11 protein-coding genes are annotated in these 17,947 nt (G+C 71.7%); 1 reads left to right on the top strand and 10 read right to left on the bottom strand.

Annotated features, from left to right (window positions below; genetic code table 11):
• Positions 1–104: 104 nt before the first annotated feature.
• From CCO02nite_RS12350 to CCO02nite_RS12310, 9 genes are all read right to left on the bottom strand, one after another.
• Positions 105–1,160, bottom strand: a complete 1,056-nt coding sequence (locus tag CCO02nite_RS12350; RefSeq protein ID WP_146843447.1) for an ABC transporter permease subunit — start codon at positions 1,158–1,160, stop codon at positions 105–107.
• Positions 1,157–2,236, bottom strand: a complete 1,080-nt coding sequence (locus CCO02nite_RS12345) for an ABC transporter permease (RefSeq protein WP_146843446.1) — start codon at positions 2,234–2,236, stop codon at positions 1,157–1,159. The genes CCO02nite_RS12350 and CCO02nite_RS12345 overlap by 4 nt, the downstream gene beginning before the upstream one ends.
• The gene (locus CCO02nite_RS12340; RefSeq protein WP_146843445.1) at positions 2,233–3,789 is read right to left on the bottom strand and encodes a sugar ABC transporter ATP-binding protein; all 1,557 of its coding nucleotides are present in this window, start codon (positions 3,787–3,789) and stop codon (positions 2,233–2,235) included. Before CCO02nite_RS12340 ends, CCO02nite_RS12345 begins: the two co-directional genes overlap by 4 nt.
• 187 nt (positions 3,790–3,976) lie before the next feature.
• Positions 3,977–4,987, bottom strand: coding sequence for an ABC transporter substrate-binding protein (locus CCO02nite_RS12335; protein WP_146843444.1), 1,011 nt, complete (start codon positions 4,985–4,987; stop codon positions 3,977–3,979).
• Between the two features lie 924 nt (positions 4,988–5,911).
• Positions 5,912–7,420, bottom strand: a complete 1,509-nt coding sequence (gene araA, locus CCO02nite_RS12330) for an L-arabinose isomerase (protein WP_146843443.1) — start codon at positions 7,418–7,420, stop codon at positions 5,912–5,914.
• A complete protein-coding gene (locus CCO02nite_RS12325; protein WP_146843442.1) occupies positions 7,417–8,163 on the bottom strand; it encodes an L-ribulose-5-phosphate 4-epimerase in 747 nt (248 codons plus the stop codon). Before CCO02nite_RS12325 ends, araA begins: the two co-directional genes overlap by 4 nt.
• On the bottom strand, positions 8,164–9,771 hold the full coding sequence (locus CCO02nite_RS12320; RefSeq protein WP_146843441.1) for a xylulokinase: 1,608 nt from the start codon (positions 9,769–9,771) through the stop codon (positions 8,164–8,166). It lies immediately after the preceding gene.
• 415 nt (positions 9,772–10,186) lie between these two features.
• Complete coding sequence (locus tag CCO02nite_RS12315) at positions 10,187–11,179, bottom strand: LacI family DNA-binding transcriptional regulator (RefSeq protein ID WP_146843440.1); 993 nt, start codon at positions 11,177–11,179, stop codon at positions 10,187–10,189.
• 190 nt (positions 11,180–11,369) lie between these two features.
• Complete coding sequence (locus CCO02nite_RS12310; RefSeq protein ID WP_146843439.1) at positions 11,370–15,656, bottom strand: immunoglobulin-like domain-containing protein; 4,287 nt, start codon at positions 15,654–15,656, stop codon at positions 11,370–11,372.
• 372 nt (positions 15,657–16,028) lie between these two features.
• Here CCO02nite_RS12310 and CCO02nite_RS12305 point away from each other — a divergent pair, with 372 nt between their 5' ends.
• Positions 16,029–17,051 (top strand): hypothetical protein, encoded by a 1,023-nt coding sequence (locus CCO02nite_RS12305; protein ID WP_146843438.1) that lies wholly within the window; start codon positions 16,029–16,031, stop codon positions 17,049–17,051.
• Between the two features lie 65 nt (positions 17,052–17,116).
• Here the strand turns inward: CCO02nite_RS12305 and proC are convergent, their stop codons facing one another.
• Positions 17,117–17,944 (bottom strand): pyrroline-5-carboxylate reductase, encoded by an 828-nt coding sequence (proC, locus tag CCO02nite_RS12300; RefSeq protein WP_146843437.1) that lies wholly within the window; start codon positions 17,942–17,944, stop codon positions 17,117–17,119.
• Positions 17,945–17,947: the final 3 nt, after the last annotated feature.

Genomic DNA, 17,947 nt, shown 5'->3' with positions numbered 1-17,947 from the left:
CGCCTCGTTGCGTCGTCCGGAACAAGCCCTCCCTCCCGCTCGGCGTCGATCCGGTGGCAGCCGGTGACCGAGCGGGAGGGCGGGCGGGAGGGCGGGCGGTACGTCTACCTCCGTCTGGCGACCAGCACGCGCTGGAGCAGGACGAAGCCGAGCAGGATGGCGCCGATGAGGATCCGGTTCCACCAGATCTCGAGACCCTCGCGGTTGCAGATCACGAGGATCAGGCCGTACACCGAGACGCCGGCGAACGTGCCGAGGACGAAGCCCGCGCCGCCGGTGAGCACCGCGCCGCCGATGACCACGGACGCGATCGCGTCGAGCTCCATGCCGACGCCGGACAGGTTGTAGCCGGACTTGGTGTAGAAGGCGAACAGCAGGCCGCCGATCCCCGCGCACGTGCCGCTGATCACGTAGACCCACATCTTGGTGGCGCCCGGCTTGAGGCCCATGAGCCCCGCGGCCTGGCCGCCGTCACCGGAGCCGAGGCCGTACACCGTGCGCCCGAACCGCGTGTAGTGCAGCAGGTACACCGCGATCAGCAGCACGACGAACGCGATGATCATGCTGAGGTTGATGTACCAGATGTCGGGCCGCTCACCGAACTTCAGCTTCCACGAGGCGAGCGACGCGAAGCCCTCGTCCTTGATGGCGATGGCCGTCTTGCCGAGCAGGTTCGCGAGGCCGCGGGCGAGGAACAGACCCGCGAGCGAGGCGATGAACGGCTGGATCCGGAAGTACTGCACCATCACGCCGATCAGCGCGCCCATGGTCGTCCCGACGAGCACGCCGACGACGAGCACGAACGGCAGAGGCGCACCGTTCTCGAGCAGCTTGGCGATCACCAGACCGACGAGCGCGACGACGCCGCCCACGGACAGGTCGATGCCGCCCGAGATGATGACGAACGTCATGCCGATGGCGAGCACCAGCAGGTACGAGTTGTCGATGAACAGGTTCGAGAACAGCCGCATGCTGATGAAGCTGCGGTCGTCGGTGGAGTACCGCAGCTGGCCACCGACCAGCAGCAGGATGAGCGTCGCGACCGTGCCGGCGACCGGCAGGAAGCGGCGGTCCAGCAGCCGGTGCCACCAGCGGTCGCTTGCGCGCGGGGCGGTCGGCGGCGTCGTCGGCAGCTTCTCGGAGAGCGTCTGGGCGGTCATGCCGCCACCTCCACGGGCTTGTTCGGCGAGGTCGGCGGACCGGGAACCTGCGGGACCCGGCGCAGGCCGAGCTGACCGCGCAGGCGCTCCGAGCCGGCGATGCAGATCGCGATCACGACGATGGCCTTGAACAGGTCCTTCGACTCCGAGGGCAGGTGGAAGATGATCACCGCGCGGTCGAGGGTCGTGAGGATCAGCGCACCGACGATGGTGCCCGCGAGGCTGAACTTGCCCCCGTCGAGCTTCGTCCCGCCGATGACGACGGCCATGATCGCGTTGAGTTCCATGAGCTGGCCGATGTTGTTGGCGTCGGCCGCCATGGTCGGTGCGCCGTAGACCAGGCCCGCCAGGCCGGCGAGCAAGCCGCACAGCACGTAGACGAGCCACGTGATGTTGCGCGAGCGCACGCCCGCCATCTGGCTCGCCGTGCGGTTGATGCCGATCGACTCGAGCAGCATGCCGAGCGCGGTGCGCCGGACCAGCAGCGCGACGAGCGTGAACACGACGCCGCCGATCACCAGCGGCGTCGGGATCCCGAGCACGAAGCCGGACCCGATCGACTTGAACGGGGCCGAGTGCGTCGTCGTGATCTGCCCGCCGGTGAACGCGAGCGCGATGCCGCGCCCTGCCACCAGGATGATCATCGTCGCGATGAACGGTTGGATCCCCAACCCCGCGACGAGGAACCCGTTGAAGGCTCCGACCACCGCCGCGGCCGCCAGGCCGAGCGCGATCGCGGTGAGCGCGGTCGAGACCGACTCCCCGTTCGCCGCGCCGTCGATGTACGTCAGCGAGACGGACAGCGCGATCGCCATCACCGCGCCGACGGACAGGTCGATGCCGCCGGTCGCGATGACCAGGCACATGCCCAGCGCGAGGAGCATGTACGTCACGCTGTTGCGTGCGATGTCGACGAGCTGGCCGAACAGGTGGCCGTCGACGAGCTTGATGTCGAGGAAGCCCGGCGAGACGATGCCGCAGGCGATCCACAGCGCGACCAGCGCCACGACCGGCCAGAACAGATGGTGCCGGCTGACCGTCCTGATCCAGGACGTCGCCGTGCCGTCGCCGCTCATGCGGCACCCTCCTCGTGCTCCGTGGTGCTCGCGGCGATGATCTCCAGGACCGTCGAGGACGTGACCTCGGGTCCGTTCGCGAGCTCGTCGATCTTCTGGCGGTCCCGCAGCACGACGAGGCGGTGCGACAGGCGCAGCACCTCCTCGAGCTCCGAGGAGATGAACACGACGCTCAGGCCCTGCGCAGCCAGCTCGACGACGAGCCGCTGGATCTCCGCCTTGGCACCGATGTCGATGCCGCGCGTGGGCTCGTCGAGGATCATGAGCTTCGGCGACGTCGCGAGCCATCGGGCGAGCAGCACCTTCTGCTGGTTGCCGCCCGAGAGGTTGCGGATGAGCATGTTCGGGTTCGGCGGCTGCACGTTGAGCGCCGTCATGTAGCGCGCGACGACCTCGTCGAGCTCCTTGGCGGGGATGCGGCGCCACGCGCCACGGTTCGCCTGGATCGCGAGCGCGATGTTCTCCCGGACCGTGAGGTCGGCGATGATGCCTTCCTTCTTGCGGTCCTCGGTCGAGTACGCCACCCCGCTCTTGAGCGACGCCAGCGGCGCCGCGGAACGGATCGGCTCACCCGCGTAGCTGAGCGTGCCGGAGTCCGACTTGTCCGCGCCGTACAGCAGGCGTGCGAGCTCGGTGCGGCCCGACCCGAGCAGACCGGCGAAACCGACGATCTCGCCCGCGAACAGCTCGAGGTCGACGGGCTCGATGGAGCCGTTGCGGCCCAGCCCGAGCGCGGTCATGAGCGGTGTGCGGGACTCGTCGTCCTCGCGTGCGACCCGCTGGGCGCCGGCCTCGATCGCGGCGAGCTCGTCGCCCGCGCGGCCCAGCATCTGCGAGATGAGCTCAAGGCGCGGCAGCTCGCGGGTCAGGTGCTCCCCGACGAACTTGCCGTTGCGCAGGATCGTCATGCGGTCGCTGATCTCGTAGACCTGCTCGAGGAAGTGCGAGACGAACAGGATCGCGACGCCCTGGTCCCGCAGCGAGCGGATCACGGTGAACAGCTCGGCGACCTCGGCCTTGTCGAGGCTGGAGGTCGGCTCGTCGAGGATGAGGACCTTGGCCTGGACGACCATGGCCCGCGCGATCGAGCAGAGCTGCTGGACGGCGATGGAGTGCGAACCGAGCTGCGAGCTCGGGTCGATGTCGAGGTTCAGCAGCGCGAGGTGCTCGCGCGCCTTGCGCCGCGTAGCGGGCCAGTTGATGAACGGGCCGACGCGGACCTCGTGGCCGAGCATGACGTTCTCGGCGACGGAGAGGTTCGCGCAGAGGTTGACCTCCTGGTAGACCGTGCTGATCCCGGCCACCTGCGCCTGCGCGGTGCCGTGGAACCGGTGCTCGGCCCCGTCGACGCGGATCGTGCCCGCGTCGATCTGGTAGACGCCCGTGAGCGCCTTGATCATGGTGGACTTGCCGGCACCGTTCTCGCCCATCAGGGCGTGGACCTCGCCGGGTCGAAGCGTCAGGTCGACGCCGTCGAGCGCACGTACGCCCGGGAACTCGATGGTGATCCCGCGCATCTCGACGACCGGTGCGGATGCGGACGTCTGGGACATCGTTGTCTTCCGTCCTGGCGAGCGGGGCGCCGCTCAGCGGCGCGACTGTCGCTTGCCTGGTTACTCGGCAGGGGGGCCGCACGCAAGGGTGCGCGGGAACGGCGAAGCCGTGCGGCGGGGCGGGACACCCCGCCGCACGGCTGTCGTCGGACGTTCGTGCTACAGATCAGGCCGGGTCAGCAACCGATCAGTAGGGACGAGCGTCGACCTCTTCCTGCGTGATCGTCTGGTCGAACGTGGCGTCCACGACGATGGTCTCCTTCGGCACGTCCTCGCCGGCGTAGACCTTCTTGATGGCGTCGAGGATCTGGTCACCGAAGACCGGGTTGCACTCGACGACGAAGTTGAACTTCTTGTCCACGAGGGCCTGCAGGCCGTCGCGAACGCCGTCGACCGACACGATGACGATGTCCTTGCCCGGAACCTTGCCCGCGGCCTCGATGGCCTCGATGGCGCCCAGGCCCATGTCGTCGTTGTGCGTGAACAGGAGGTTCATGTCGGGGTACGCCTGCAGCGCCGCCTCCATGGCCGCCTTGCCCTCGGCACGGGTGAAGTTGCCCGACGCCTTGCCGAGGATCTTGTCCGCGCCGACCGTCTCGTCGAAGCCGGCCTCACGGTCGACCTGCGCGCCCGAGCCGAGCGTGCCCTGGAGCTCGAAGATCTTCGCGTCCGGGTAGTTCTCCTTGACCCACTCGCCCGCCTTGACGCCCTCGGACTTGAAGTCCGCGCCGATCCACGTGGCGTAGGGGTCGGTCACCGTGGTGTCGACCGTGCGGTCGACGAGCACGACGGGGATCTCGGCGTCCTGGATCTCCTGGAGCACCTCGTCCCAGCCGGTCTGCACGACGGGCGAGAACGCGATCACGTCGACGCCCTGGTCGATGAAGTCGCGGAGAGCCTTGATCTGGTTCTCCTGCTTCTGCTGCGCGTCGACGAACGTGAGGTCGATGCCGTTCTCCTCGGTCAGGCTCGCCTTGACCGACTCGGTGTTGGCGGTGCGCCAACCTGACTCGGCGCCGAGCTGCGAGAAGCCGACCTTGATGAGCTCGCCGCTGTCGCCACCGTCGCCCGAGTCCTGCGTGGCGTTGGTGTCGTCGTTCGCGGTGTCGTCGCTGTCGCTGCTGCACGCCGCGAGGCCCAGTGCCAGAACCGCGACAGCCGCCGCGACTCCACGCATCCGCATCTTCTTGCTGACCATGCCTTCTCCTCCTCGAGAAAACTGACCGCCTCGCCGGCCGATCGGCCGGTCTGTCCTGGAGCTCCGTCCGGAGCGTGCTCACACCGCTGTGGGCTCCGACCCACCGTCGATGTGAGCGTTCACTTAGCGATGTTAGCGCTCACACACGCGGACGCAAAGCCCCCATCCGTTCCGTTACGAACCTGTGACCAGAACCCCCAACGGACCCCTCCCGCGCCGACGGACCCCACACACCGACGGACCCCTCGCCCCCCTGCGGACCCCTCGCTCCCCTGCGGACCCCTCGCACACCTACGGACCCTTGGAACGTCGACGGACCGCGCAACCGTGCGGTCCATCGACTTCCGCGGCGTCCGCAGACGTTTGCGTCGTCCGCAGAAGCTGGCTGACGCGACCGAGCTGGCCGGCTCGCGCTCCGGCCGGCTCACGCTGTGATCAGCCGGCGCGCCGCCCGGCTCGCGCTGTGATCAGCCGCCGGGCCGCCCGGCCGGCCCGCACCTCGGCCGTCTGCGGACAGCTGGCGCATCCACGGACCCCTGAACCGTCTGCGGACCGTGACATGGCGGGGTCCGCAGACATCCGCGGCGTCCGCAGACGTTTGCGGCGTCCGCAGGCGCTGGCCGGCTCGCGCTCCGGCCGGCTCGCGCCGTGATCAGCCGGCGGGCCGCCCGGCCGGCCCGCACCTCGGCCGTCTGCGGACAGCTGGCGCACCCTCGGACCCCTGAACCGTCTGCGGACCGTGACATGGCGAGGTCCGCAGACGGTCCAGGGGTCCGCGGACGTTTGGGGGGTCCGCAGATGCTGGCTGACGCGATCGAAACTGGCTGACGCGATCGAGCTGGCCGGCTCGCGGTCCGGCCAGCTCGCGCTGGGATCAGCCGGCGGGTGGGGTCGGCGGGTGGGGCCGGACTGGTTGGTGGGGGGTCAGAAGCCCTGGGCCAGGCGGTGGTAGGCCTGGTTCCAGCGGACCTGGTCGCGGAAGCCGCGGCGGGTGGTGTCCTCGTCGATGACGAGGAGCTCCGCCTGCGACAGGTCCGCGAAGATCTCGAACGCCTCGATGCCGGCGGCCGTGGAGAGCACCGTGTGGTGCGCGCCGCCCGCGGTGAGCCAGGCCTCGGTGCTCGTCGTGAAGTCCGGGCGCGGCTGCCATACGGCCCGCGCGACGGGCAGGTGCGGCAGCGACGCGCGCGGCGGGACGATGTCGACGACGTTCGCGGTGAGCCGGAACCGCTCGCGCATGTCCGCGAGGGACACGACGACACCCACGCCCGGGTCGGCGTCGAACACCATGCGGACGGGGTCCTCCTTGCCGCCGATCCCGAGGGGGTGGATCTCCACGCGCGGGGTCGAGGTGGTCAGCGACGGGCAGATCTCGAGCATGTGCGCGCCCAGGATCACCTCGTCGCCGGGCGTCAGGTCGTAGGTGTAGTCCTCCATGAGGGATGCGCCACCGGGCAGGCCGGCACCCATCACCTTGGCGGCCCGCACCAGTACCGCGGTCTTCCAGTCGCCCTCGGCGCCGAAGCCGTAGCCCTTGGACATCAGCCGCTGCACGGCCAGGCCGGGGAGCTGGCGCAGGTCACCCAGGTCCTCGAAGTTCGTCGTGAAGGCCTTCGCCCCGATCGACGACAGCAGCGTCTCGAGAGCGACCTCCTGGCGCGCCGCGTAGCGCAGCGACTCGTGCCGCTCACCGCCGGCCCGCAGCTCGGGGACCAGGTCGTACAGGTCCTCGTACTCCTTGACCAGCACGTCGACGTCGGCGTCGGCGACCTGCGCGATCGCCGCGGCGAGGTCGTTCACGCCCCACGTGTTCACCGAGACGCCGAACCGGATCTCCGCCTCGGTCTTGTCACCCTCGGTGACCGCGACGTTGCGCATGTTGTCGCCGAACCGCGCCAGTCGCAGCGACTGCGTCGCCACCCGGCCCGCCGCGGCGCGCACCCAGGTACCGACGCGGCGCGTGACCGCGGGGTTGCTCGCGTGGCCCGAGACCGTCGTGCGCGTCACGCCCATCCGCGTCGCGATGTAGGCGTACTCGCGGTCGCCGTGCGCGGCCTGGTTGAGGTTCATGAAGTCGAAGTCGATCGACTCCCACGGCAGCTCGACGTTCGCCTGCGTGTGCAGGTGCAGCAGCGGCTTGGCGAGCGCGGACAGGCCCGCGATCCACATCTTCGCCGGGCTGAACGTGTGCATCCACGTGATCACACCCAGCACCCGGTCGTCGCTGTTCGCGTCCAGCATCGCGCGCCGGATGGAGGCCGAGTCCTTCAGGACGGGCTTCCAGACGATGCGCACAGGCACGTCGCCGCTCGCGTCCAGGAGTCGGGCGACCTCCTGCGACTGCTCGGCCACCTGGCGGAGGGTCTCCTCGCCGTACAGGTCCTGGCTCCCGGTGAAGAACCAGACCTCACGGTCGGCGTACGGCTTGCTCACGCGTGCTCCTTCTCCTGCGCCGGGGCACCCTCGCCCTGGCCGTAGACGTTCTGGTACCTCGCGTACAGCGAGTCGACGTGGTCCTGCTCGATGCGCAGCGGTTCCCCGAGCTGGCGGCTGACGTGCACGGTCCGCGCGACCTCCTCGACCATCACGGCGGCCTTCACGGCGGCCTTCGCGTCCGGGCCGATGGTGAACGGGCCGTGGTTGCGCATGAGGACCGCCGGGCTGCGCGAGCCGCGCAGCGTCTCGACGATGCCGCGACCGATCGAGTCGTCGCCGATGAGTGCGAACGGGCCGATGGGGATGTCCCCGCCGAACTCGTCGGCCATCATCGTCAGCACGCACGGCACGGGTTCGGCGCGCGCGGCCCACGCGGTCGCGTACGTCGAGTGCGTGTGCACCACGCCGCCGACCTCGGGCATGTTCCGGTACACGTAGGCGTGCGCCGCGGTGTCCGACGAGGGTGCGCGGCCGCCGTCGACGAGCACGCCGTCCAGGTCGCAGACCACCATCGACTCGGGCGTCAGCTCGTCGTAGGTCACGCCCGACGGCTTGATGACGAGCAGGTCGCGCCCGCTCGGGCCTGCGGCGTCGACGACCACGCGCTGCGACACGTTGCCCGCGGTCCACACGACCAGACCCCAGCGGGGCAGCTCGGCGTGCAGCCGGGCCACGAGCTCACGCGTGCGTGCGACCTGCTCGCGCACGTGCTGCGGGTAGCCGTCCAGCGTCCCGGCCATCTAGAGCACCTCCGTCGCGGTGCGCTCGACCGTGAGCCCCGTCTCGTAGCGCCGCAGGTACGCGGCGAAGCCCTGCACGTCGTGCGGGTCCGGCGTCACGACGTCGATCGCCGCGTCGGCGAACACGTCCTGCGCCAGGTACGTGCCCAGGTCGCGACCCTGAGCGGCGACGAGGTAGCGCGCGAGCACCGCGATGCCCCACGCGCCCCCCTCGCCGGCCGCCTGGCCGACGGCCACCGGCGCGTCGATCGCCGCGGCGAGCAGCCGCTGCGCGACCCCGGCGGTGCGGAACAGCCCGCCGTGCGCGAACATCGCCTCGAGCGCGACACCCTCGTCGGCCAGCACCCGCATCCCCAGGCTCAGCGTCGCGAACGCGCCGTACACCTGGACGCGCGCGAAGTTCGCGAGCGTGAGCCGGCTGTCCGGCGTGCGCACCAGCAGCGGGCGGCCCTCGACCAGACCCGTGATCGGCTCACCCGACAGGTAGTTGTAGGCCAGCAGCCCGCCGCCGTCGGCGTCGCCGTCCAGCGCCGCGCGCAGGAAGGCGCCGAACACCTCGTCGGACGCGTCGTCGTGACCCAGCGCCGCCGTCAGCTCACCCAGGAGCCCGGCCCACTCGCCCAGCTCGCTCGCGCCGTTGTTGCAGTGCACCATCGCGACGAGGTCGCCCGCCGGGGTGGTGACGAGGTCCAGCTCGTCGTGCGCGCGGGCCAGCGGCTGCTCGAGCACGACCATCGCGAAGATGCTCGTGCCGACGCTCACGTTCGCCGTGCGCGGCGCGACCGACGCGGTCGCGACCATCCCCGTCCCGGCGTCGCCCTCCGGCGGGCACAGCGGGACGCCCGGCAGCAGCCCGCCGGACGGGTCGAGGAGCGCGGCGCCCTCCGCAGTCAGGCGCCCCGCCTCCTGACCCGCGACCAGCACCTGCGGCAGCAGCTCCGCGAGCCCCGGCGCACCCGCGGTGCGCGCCCGGCCCGCGAGCAGCTCGTCGGCCCGCGCGAGCAGGTCGGCGTCGTAGTCCCGGGTCGCGGGATCGACCGGGAACATGCCCGACGCGTCGCCCACACCCAGCACCTTGCGGCCCGTCAGGCGCCAGTGCACGTAGCCCGCGAGCGTCGTCAGGAAGCGCGTGGCGGGCACGTGCGGCTCGTCGTCGAGCACGGCCTGGTGGCGGTGCGCGACCGACCAGCGCAGCGGGATGTTCTGCCCGAGCAGCGCGCTCAGCTCCGCGGCCGCCGGTCCGGTCGACGTGTTGCGCCAGGTGCGGAACGGCACCTGCAGCTCGTCGTGCTCATCGAACGCGAGGTAGCCGTGCATCATCGCGGACACGCCCATCGCCTCGTACGTCGTCGGACGCACGCCGTAGCGCGCCTCGACGTCCGCGACGAGCGACGCGTACGCACCCTGGAGGCCGGCCCACACCGCGTCGAGCGAGTACGTCCACACGCGCTCGACGAGCTGGTTCTCCCAGTCGTGGCTGCCCGTCGCGACCGGCGCGCCGTCGGGCCCCACGAGGCAGACCTTGATCCTGGTCGAGCCCAGCTCGACGCCCACGGTGGTCCGACCCGCGCGTACGGCCTCGGCCACCTGCGCCCTGGTGTCCGTCATCGCGCCCCTTCGCACGTTCCGTCCTCGTCGCCACCGATCGGGCGACCTGAACATGTTAGCGCTCTCATGTGAGCGCTAACAACCCGTCACCGATGACCGTGACCGGACCGTGATCGCAACGGGCCCCCGCGGACCGTGCCCGGTCGCCCTGGACCGACCGGCCGCGGCGGCCCGCCTGCGTCGTCAACGACGTCCTGCGGGCCCGCCTCCACGGACGGTCCGCGCCCGGTGCTGCTGTGCGCGGGTCATGGTGGATCTCCGCTGCTGCGAGGACGGACGCGATGGGGTACGCGCCCGCGTCGAGCCGTGCGCAGTTGGACGCGAGTGCGCCACAAGGACCCGGCGCACTCGCGTCAACCGGGCACCCTCGGGTCCACCAGAGGCGGGTCGGCGGGCCGCGGGTGGACGAGGAGGGTCAGGAGGTGGCGCCGCTGCTGCGGCGGACGACCAGCTCGGGGGCGACCAGGCGGGCGCCCGTGTCGGGCTTGCCGGTCAGCGCGCCGTGGATGACGGCGATCGCGCGCTCGCCGAGCCTCGCGAAGTCCTGGCGGACGGTCGTCAGGGGCGGCAGGTAGTGCGCGGAGCCGGCCTCGTCGTCGAACCCGACGAGCGCGAGGTCCTCGCCCACGTGGACGCCGGCGTCGGCGAACGCATGCTCGAGACCGAGCGCGAGCTGGTCGTTGGCCGCGAAGATCGCGCCGGGTAGCCCGTCGGCGACGAGCCTGCGGCCCACCGCGTACCCGTCGTCCGCGGACCACCCCGCGGTCACCGGCTCGGGCGGGGTGACGCCCCACGCGGCGCACTCCTCGCGCCAGCCCGCCAGGCGGTCCTGCGCGTCGAACCAGTCCTGCGGGCCGGCGACGTGCAGCACGTCGCGGTGGCCGCGCTCGAGCAAATGGCGGGTCGCGAGCCGCGCGCCGAAGCGCTGGTCCACGCCGACGGCCACCGCGTTGGCGCCCAGCGGGAGCTCGGGGGCCGAGGAGATCATCACGACGGGTACGGGGACCTCGACGCCGACGACCGCCTGGGCGACCTCGGTCGTCGGGGCGATCACGACGAGCCCGTCGACGCCGTGGTCGAGGAAGTGCTCGACGGCGGTGCGCATCGAGTCGGCGTCGAAGCGGCGCATCGTCGCCACCGACACGTACCAGCCGGCCTCCCGGGCCGCCTGCTCGAACGCGACGAGCGTGCTCGTCGGACCGTAGAGCGCGGAGGCCGGTGTGACGACGCCGAGCGTGTCGGTGCGCCGCGTCACCAGGGCGCGGGCGGCGCTGTTGCGCCGGTAGCCCAGACGTGCGATCGCGTCCTGCACCCGCTCGCGGGTCTCGGGCCGCACGCTCGGGTGCCCGTTGAGCACGCGCGAGACGGTCTGGTGCGAGACGCCGGCGGCGGACGCCACATCGCTCATCGCCGGCGGCCGTGCCGCTGTGTCTGTCGCCACCACATGCTCCCCACTACGCGACGACGACTCGTCGCAACCCCCGGTGCCGGGCCCGGCACCGGTACCTCTCCCTCACGTACCGTACGGCTCCCCGCGGACGATGTGCGCCAGCACGGCCGAGCGGCACCCGCACGGGGCACCGCTCGGCCGGTTCCGGTCAGCGCGGCCGCACGCTCACCCAGCCGCTCGCGAGCCCGCGCACGTTCGTCGGGTCGGACGGCGTGAACGTCGCCTTCACCCGGAACGCGGCGGTGCGTTCCTTGGCGAGCGTCACCTTGGCCACGCCTTTGTCGGCCTTGGTCAGGGTGACGACACGCACCGATCCGTCGAGCCGGAGGGTGAGCCGGCCCGTCGGGTAGTCGCCGTTGTCGAGCTTGCCGACCATGACCCGCAGCGTCGGGGGCGTGCCCCGCCAGAAGGTCGTGCTGGTCACCGCGATGCTCGTCGGGCGCGCCTTGACCGCGGTCACGGACACGGCTGACGACGCGCTCGGCGCGAGCGTCGTGGACCCGGCGTACCGGGCGACGAACGCGTGCGGGCCGACGCCGGAGACCCGGATCCTCTTGACCGCGACGCCGTCGCTCAGCGCGGCGACGCCGACCTGCTTGCCGTCGAGCCAGAACGAGACCTTGCCCGTCGCGTCCAGCGGGCCGGACGGGACCGCGGTCAACGTCACGAAGCTCCGGTGCACGACCCGGGTGCTCGACGCGGTCAGCGTCACCCAGGTCGTCGCCCGCACGACGGTGACGTCGTAGGTCGCGGTGACGGTCGTACCGCCCTCGGCGTACGCGACGGTGACCGTCCGGGTGCCCGGCGCGCTCGCGTCGAAGCCCGTCGCGACCACGTCGACGCCACCCACGGTGCGGGTCGTGCCGTCCTCGTACGCGACGGTCCCCGCGAGGCCCGTGAGGTCGAGCGTCGAGCCCGTCGGGTAGGCGGTGCGCGGGAGCGCCGTGAGCTCCAGGCCCGTGGGCGCGGGGGCGACGACCGGGGTCTGACCGGCGCTGCCCGCGATCTCCGCGGTGCCCGCGTAGGTCGCGGTGAGCGTGCCCGACGAACCTGCGGGCAGGACTGCCTGCGCCGTGCCGTCGGCCCCGAGCAGCACGTCCTGCGACCAGTCGCCGGCCGCGAAGGTGACCGTCCCGCCGACCTCGTAGCCGTCCGCCGCCGTGACCGTCACGGACGCGGTGCGGCTCGCCGCGGTGTAGGCCACGGCCGTGGTGGACGTGGTCGTCGTGACCGCGTTGCCCGTCAGCGTCTGCCACTGCGACAGCGTGACCGGCATGACCGTGCCGTGCCGCGACGCAGGGAGCTGGCCGGACGCGATGCTCCACGAGCCGGTCGACAGGTCGTCGGTGCCCAGCGGGAAGTAGCCCGAGCCGCCGTAGTTGTCGAGGTAGAGGTAGTAGTCGTACGCCGACGTGTCGCCGGGGTTGGCCTTGAAGATCGTCGGCCCCTCGACGGCGCCGCCGAACCCGGCGTCGCGTGCGAGGCACGAGCCCACGTTCTGCCAGCCCTCGTCGGCCAGCACGCTCGCCTTCGTCGTGACCGTGATCAGCGACGACGAACGCTCGGCGATGATGTCGGTGCAACCCGACTGCGCGCCCTCGTCCTTGGTGAACCGGTAGTACGTGCCGCCGTCACGCAGGACCGTCGAGTCGATGCGCGCGGCACCCGTGTCCTGCCAGATCTTCGGCTCGGAGAAGGTGCGGAAGTCCTTCGTCGTCGCGTACATCATGCGGGCGTAGCAGCCCGAGCCGCTGTCGGTCGTGAGGCACGTGGTGTGCGTCGCGTCGGTGAACACGCGCGAGGCCCAGAACACGACGTACGCGTCGAGGTCCTCGTCCCAGTACGCCTCGGGCGCCCAGGTCATGCCCGCGGTGTCCGGCGAGACCTTGACGTGGCGCTGGTCGGACCAGTGCACCAGGTCGGTGGACTCCCACACCTCGATGTACTGGCTGCCGGAGACCTGCGCGCGGCCCCAGTCGCCGTTGCGGCCGATCGAGAGGTCCGTCGCGATGAGGTAGAACTTGTCGCCCTCCGCCGAGCGGATGACGAACGGGTCACGCAGGCCCTTCTCGCCGAACTGCGAGGTCAGCACGAACTGACCGTCGTTCAGCGTCCGCCAGGACAGCGCGTTGTTGCCGTTCGACGCCGCGAGGTAGATGTTCTCGCCCGCCACGGTGTTGGCCGTGAAGTACGCGAAGGCGTAGCCCTCGTCGTCGACCTTGCGCGGCAGGGCCGGGACGGTCACCTCGACCGGGACGTCGAGCGAGGTCGAGCCGAGCGTGACGGTCGCGGTCAGCGTCGCGGACACCGCGCCGTGGCCGTAGGCCGGGCGCCGCGGCTCGGCGTAGGTGGTGCCGTCGTCGGCGCCCACGGCCACGGCCCCGGCGTCGGAGGTGGCCCACGTGATCGTCGAGCCGTACCGGGCGCCCGTCGTCGGGAGCGTCTCGACCGAGCGCAGGTCACCGGCGCCGTCGAGCACGACCGCCGCCGCGTCCGCCGCGACCTTGTCGGCCTCGCCGAGCTCCGCCGGGACCGTCACGACGAACGCGTGCGAGAGCTGCAGGCCACCACGGTCCGACGAGACCGTCAGGGTCACCGTGGCGTCGTCCTCGCCGGGAGCGGGCTGCGTCACGACGCCGGCGGTCGAGACGACGTCCTCGTCGGACGACGTCCACGTGAACGTCGGCGCGCCCGGGAGCGTGAGGTCGTCGGACGCGAGCTCCGGCAGGTCGACGGACGCGACGAGCTGGTCGAACGCGAACTGTGCGTTCTGGCGGGCGAGCGCGCGCGCCTCCGCGGCAGCCGCGGCCGCCGAGTAGATGCGCAGGTCACGGTACTTCGAGGCGAGGTTGGAGAAGCCCCAGCCCTCGCGGTTGAGGCGCAGCACGGTGGTGCCGATCGCGGAGGCCGTCGTCGTGACCCCCGTCGCCTGCGCGACCTGGCGGCCGTCGAGGTAGACGGTCAGCGTGTCCGCGGTGTCGTCGAGCACGATCGTCGCGTTCACCCACACGTCGCGCGGGAGGTCCGAGGTGAGCTGCGCGGTCGCGACGACGGCACCACCGAGCCGGATCACCGCGGCCGCCCTGCCGTCCGCGTAGAACGGGTGGAAGGACAGGTTGCTGGTGGTCGCGTTGCTGCCGAGCGTGTAGAGCGTGGAGCTGACGGTGCCCGTGGCGCTCGAGGGCAGCAGGAAGTCGAACGACGAGGTCGACGAGCCGGCGAGCGTCAGGCCGGTCGCGGCGTTGTTCGCGACGTAGCCGCCGCCCGTCACGTCGAGGTGCGTCGACGTCCACACCGGCGCGTTGGTCGCGCCGACGAACGTCGTCGTGCCGGCCGCGGGCGTGCCCGGGTACGACGAGCTGAGCGGGAACCAGGAGCGCAGGGCGGCGGTCGCCGGCATGGGGTCCTCACCCTCGGCGAGCGCCTTGACCGTGATCGGGAACTCGCGCGTGGCCGTGCGTCCCGCGACGGTGGCGGTCGCGGTGAGCGTCGCCGTCGTGTCGGCGGTGCCCGTCGCCGGGCGCGTGACGACGCCCGTCGCCGTGACGACCGCCGCGTCGCTCGTCGTCCACGTGACGTTGCTCGTCGGGAGCGAGAGGTCCTGGGTCACCGCGGACGTGTCGCCGAGGGCGATCCCGGCCAGGATGTCGCCGGCGGTGTCCGCGGCGTCGTCCGCGACGACGTCGACCACCTGCGCGGCCGTCAGCGCGGTGTCGTAGATGCGCGTCTCGCCGATCGTGCCGGGGAAGCCGCGGTCGCCGTCGTAGGCCGATCCGCCGAGGCGGTTGCGCGTGTGGTCGGTCAGGGTCGCGGGCGTGGTCGTGACCGCCGCGTTCGTCGCCCGGAGCGTGCCGTCCACGTAGAGCTTGAGCGTCGAGGTGGTGCTCGGGGCCGCGTTCGGCTCGATCGTCGCCGTGACGTTCTGCCACGTGCCCGCCGTGAGCCGCGTGCCCGTCCACGTCGCGCTCTGCTCGCCGCTCCAGTGGCTCGGCGTCACGACCGTGCGCAGCGCGTTGCGGGGAGCGACGAACCACGACCCGGTGCCGCTGCCGCTCGCCGAGGAGAACCCGCCGAAGTTCCACAGGAAGTTGTCCGTCGTGCCCGCGAGGTCGTCCGCCTTGACCTGCATGCTGACCGTCGCCGACGCCTGGCCGGCCAGCAGCCCGTCCGGCAGGCGCACGTAGTTGGCGTTGGAGGCGGCACCGGAGAGCTGCAGACCCCCCGCTGCCCAGCCGCTCGCGCCGACGACCGTGCCGTCGTGCCCGTTGCCCGACGAGTCGGCGACGACCGACCCGCTCGTCTCGTCGATCTCGTAGTGCGCGACGAGGTGGTCGGAGGGGGCCTCGGCGGCGGCGGGTGCCATCGCCGTCGCGACGGTCGCCGCCACGAGGGCCAGGGTCGTCAGTGCTGCTGCGGCAGCGCGGGGAAGCGTCATCGTCATCCTCGGGTCCGGCCGGCGCCCTTGCCGGCAGTGGTGGCGTCACCAGGCGCCGCGGCGACTGTATGTTAACGCTCACATTCTCCGCAAAGTGCCGGCCTGTGCGACGTCGTGGAGGCTGGGGTCACCCGAGTGGATGAAGCGCACGACGCCGTCAGCGCGATACCGTCCGCCTCCAGAGCGGAGGCGCGCAATGAGGACATCTCGCGCTACGACTCCGCCCGGCACGAGCTGGTACGGGCTGTCGTCAACGACCAAGTTCATGTCGACGCTCGCTCAGGGCGACGGGTACGCCCTACAGGTTCGGGCCTACGCCGATGCCGGCTCTTCGCCCCTCAAGATCGACAACGTTCGGATCGGGGTGGTCCCGTGAGGCACACGCTCGCACTCGGCCCCCTCATCGGCGTTGTTCTGCTCGCCACCGCGTGCGGAAGTGGACCGACCGCCTCGTCCGACGCGATGTCGCCCGAGGCGCTCGCCCGGCAGTTCGGTGCCTGCAACCTGCCCGATGCCGGGCCGGTCTACAGCATCATGAGTGACCTGACGGGCACCAAGCGGTGGCTGCAGGTCATCGAGGTGCCCGCCGAAGCGATCCCGACCACGGCACCGGGGTGGGACCAGGATTGGGACCTCGCCACGCCACAGGTCGTCGTGCTCGAGGACGGCGTCCGGAGGACCGAGCGGCTGCGCATCCACGCGAGCTTCCTGACGGTGGTGCCCTGGGCCGAGCGCAACGACGCCGGCGTGTGGTTCGCGATGGCGACCGCGGACTCAGGTGCGGGCGAGGACACGGTCGCCTACCCGATCGTCGTGCTACCCACCGGAGACGGGTTCATCCCCGGCCAGTGCATGGACCTGGTGTACGACCAGAGGATGCAGAAGGAATACGGCGCCGACTGGGCGCTCCTGCTGGGCCGGCTCCCCGGCACCACCAAGGCAGAGGCCCGCGAGATCCTCGGGGTTCCGGAACCCTCGTCCGAGCCCAGCCACGAAGCCGTCCTCGAGCCGGGCACCAACCGCACCAAGAACCTCGACTACATCGGCGTGCGAGTCGAGCCCGTCCAGCGGCTCGTCGACGACAGCGGGAAGCCGCTCACCATCTGCACGCACATCGACGCGGGCTGGAGCGACTGCTTCCACACCGACGGCGACCAGACGCCCGACCTGTCCGTGAACGCCTTCGTGGACGAGAGTCGGACCCTGCAGTTCTGGCTGCTCGGCAACGACGCCGACATCACGGCACCGCTGGGGCAGCTCGGCGCCATCCAGGTCCCTGAGACCGGGCCGGACGGAACGGCACTGACGAACGTCCGGGTCAGCATCGACCTGACCGGACTCGACCCCGCGACCCTCACCGAGAAGCCTGCGAACCGTGTCCTCCTGAAGGAGTAGCGCCGGTTCCCACGCAGCGGCGGCCCCGAAGGTGCCCGGTCCGCGCCTGGCGTACGCGGTCAGGTCTAGTGCGCACCGAGCTCGCGCGAGCGCTCGTAGGCGGCGCGTGCCGCCGCGACGACGCCGGCGCGGACCGCGTGCGCGTCGAGCTCCGCGACGGCCGCGACCGTCGTGCCCCCCGGCGAGGAGACGCGCTCGCGCAGCACCGCCGGGTGCTCGCCCTGGACCGCCAGGGCGCCCGCACCCTCGACGGTTGCGGCGGCGAGGCGGGTCGCCAGGTCGCGCGTCAGGCCCAGCAGCACGCCCGCCTCGGCCATGGCGTCGATCAGGTAGAACGCATACGCCGGGCCCGACCCGGAGATCGCCGTGACCGCGTCGAGGTCCTTCTCCGCGACGCGCACGACCAGACCCGTCGCGGTCAGCATGCGCTCGACGAGCAGCAGGTGCCCCTCGCCGGCGCGGGTCCCGGGGGCGATCGCGCTCGCGCCCTTGCCCACCACCGCAGGCGTGTTCGGCATGACGCGCACCACCGGCGTGCCCGCCGGCAGTCGCTGCTCGTAGGCCGCGATCGGCACACCCGCCGCGACGCTGACGACGACCGTGCCGCCGCGCAGCACCGGGGCGATCTCGTCGAGCACCGTGGCGACGACGTTCGGCTTGACCGCGACGAGCACGACGTCGGCACGAGCGGCCGCCTGCGCGCCGGTCGCGCCGGTCCGCACGGAGTAGCGGCCCGCGAGCTCGTCGGCCCGGGGCACGTGCTGCTCGACGACCTCCACCTGGTGCGTCGGCCACCCCGCGGTGAGCAGGGCCGAGAGCAGCGCCTCGCCCATCACGCCGCCGCCCAGCACCGCGACCGCGGGCGTCGACCCGCCGCGCATCTCCTCGGTCATCGC

Origin of the sequence: Cellulomonas composti (genome assembly GCF_007990245.1) — a bacterium.
Lineage (GTDB): Bacteria > Actinomycetota > Actinomycetes > Actinomycetales > Cellulomonadaceae > Cellulomonas > Cellulomonas composti.
The sequence above is the reverse complement of the archived record's forward strand: the minus strand, read 5'-3'. Positions and strand labels throughout refer to the sequence as shown.

Excerpts from the sequence above, each read along its gene's own strand:
- CCO02nite_RS12325 (WP_146843442.1), bottom strand. The coding sequence starts at position 8,163 with ATGGCCGGGACGCTGGACGGCTACCCGCAGCACGTGCGCGAGCAGGTC.
- CCO02nite_RS12335 (WP_146843444.1), bottom strand. The coding sequence starts at position 4,987 with ATGGTCAGCAAGAAGATGCGGATGCGTGGAGTCGCGGCGGCTGTCGCG.
- proC (WP_146843437.1), bottom strand. The coding sequence starts at position 17,944 with ATGACCGAGGAGATGCGCGGCGGGTCGACGCCCGCGGTCGCGGTGCTG.
- CCO02nite_RS12345 (WP_146843446.1), bottom strand. The coding sequence starts at position 2,236 with ATGAGCGGCGACGGCACGGCGACGTCCTGGATCAGGACGGTCAGCCGG.
- CCO02nite_RS12315 (WP_146843440.1), bottom strand. The coding sequence starts at position 11,179 with ATGAGCGATGTGGCGTCCGCCGCCGGCGTCTCGCACCAGACCGTCTCG.
- CCO02nite_RS12350 (WP_146843447.1), bottom strand. The coding sequence starts at position 1,160 with ATGACCGCCCAGACGCTCTCCGAGAAGCTGCCGACGACGCCGCCGACC.
- CCO02nite_RS12320 (WP_146843441.1), bottom strand. The coding sequence starts at position 9,771 with ATGACGGACACCAGGGCGCAGGTGGCCGAGGCCGTACGCGCGGGTCGG.
- CCO02nite_RS12340 (WP_146843445.1), bottom strand. The coding sequence starts at position 3,789 with ATGTCCCAGACGTCCGCATCCGCACCGGTCGTCGAGATGCGCGGGATC.
- CCO02nite_RS12310 (WP_146843439.1), bottom strand. The coding sequence starts at position 15,656 with ATGACGCTTCCCCGCGCTGCCGCAGCAGCACTGACGACCCTGGCCCTC.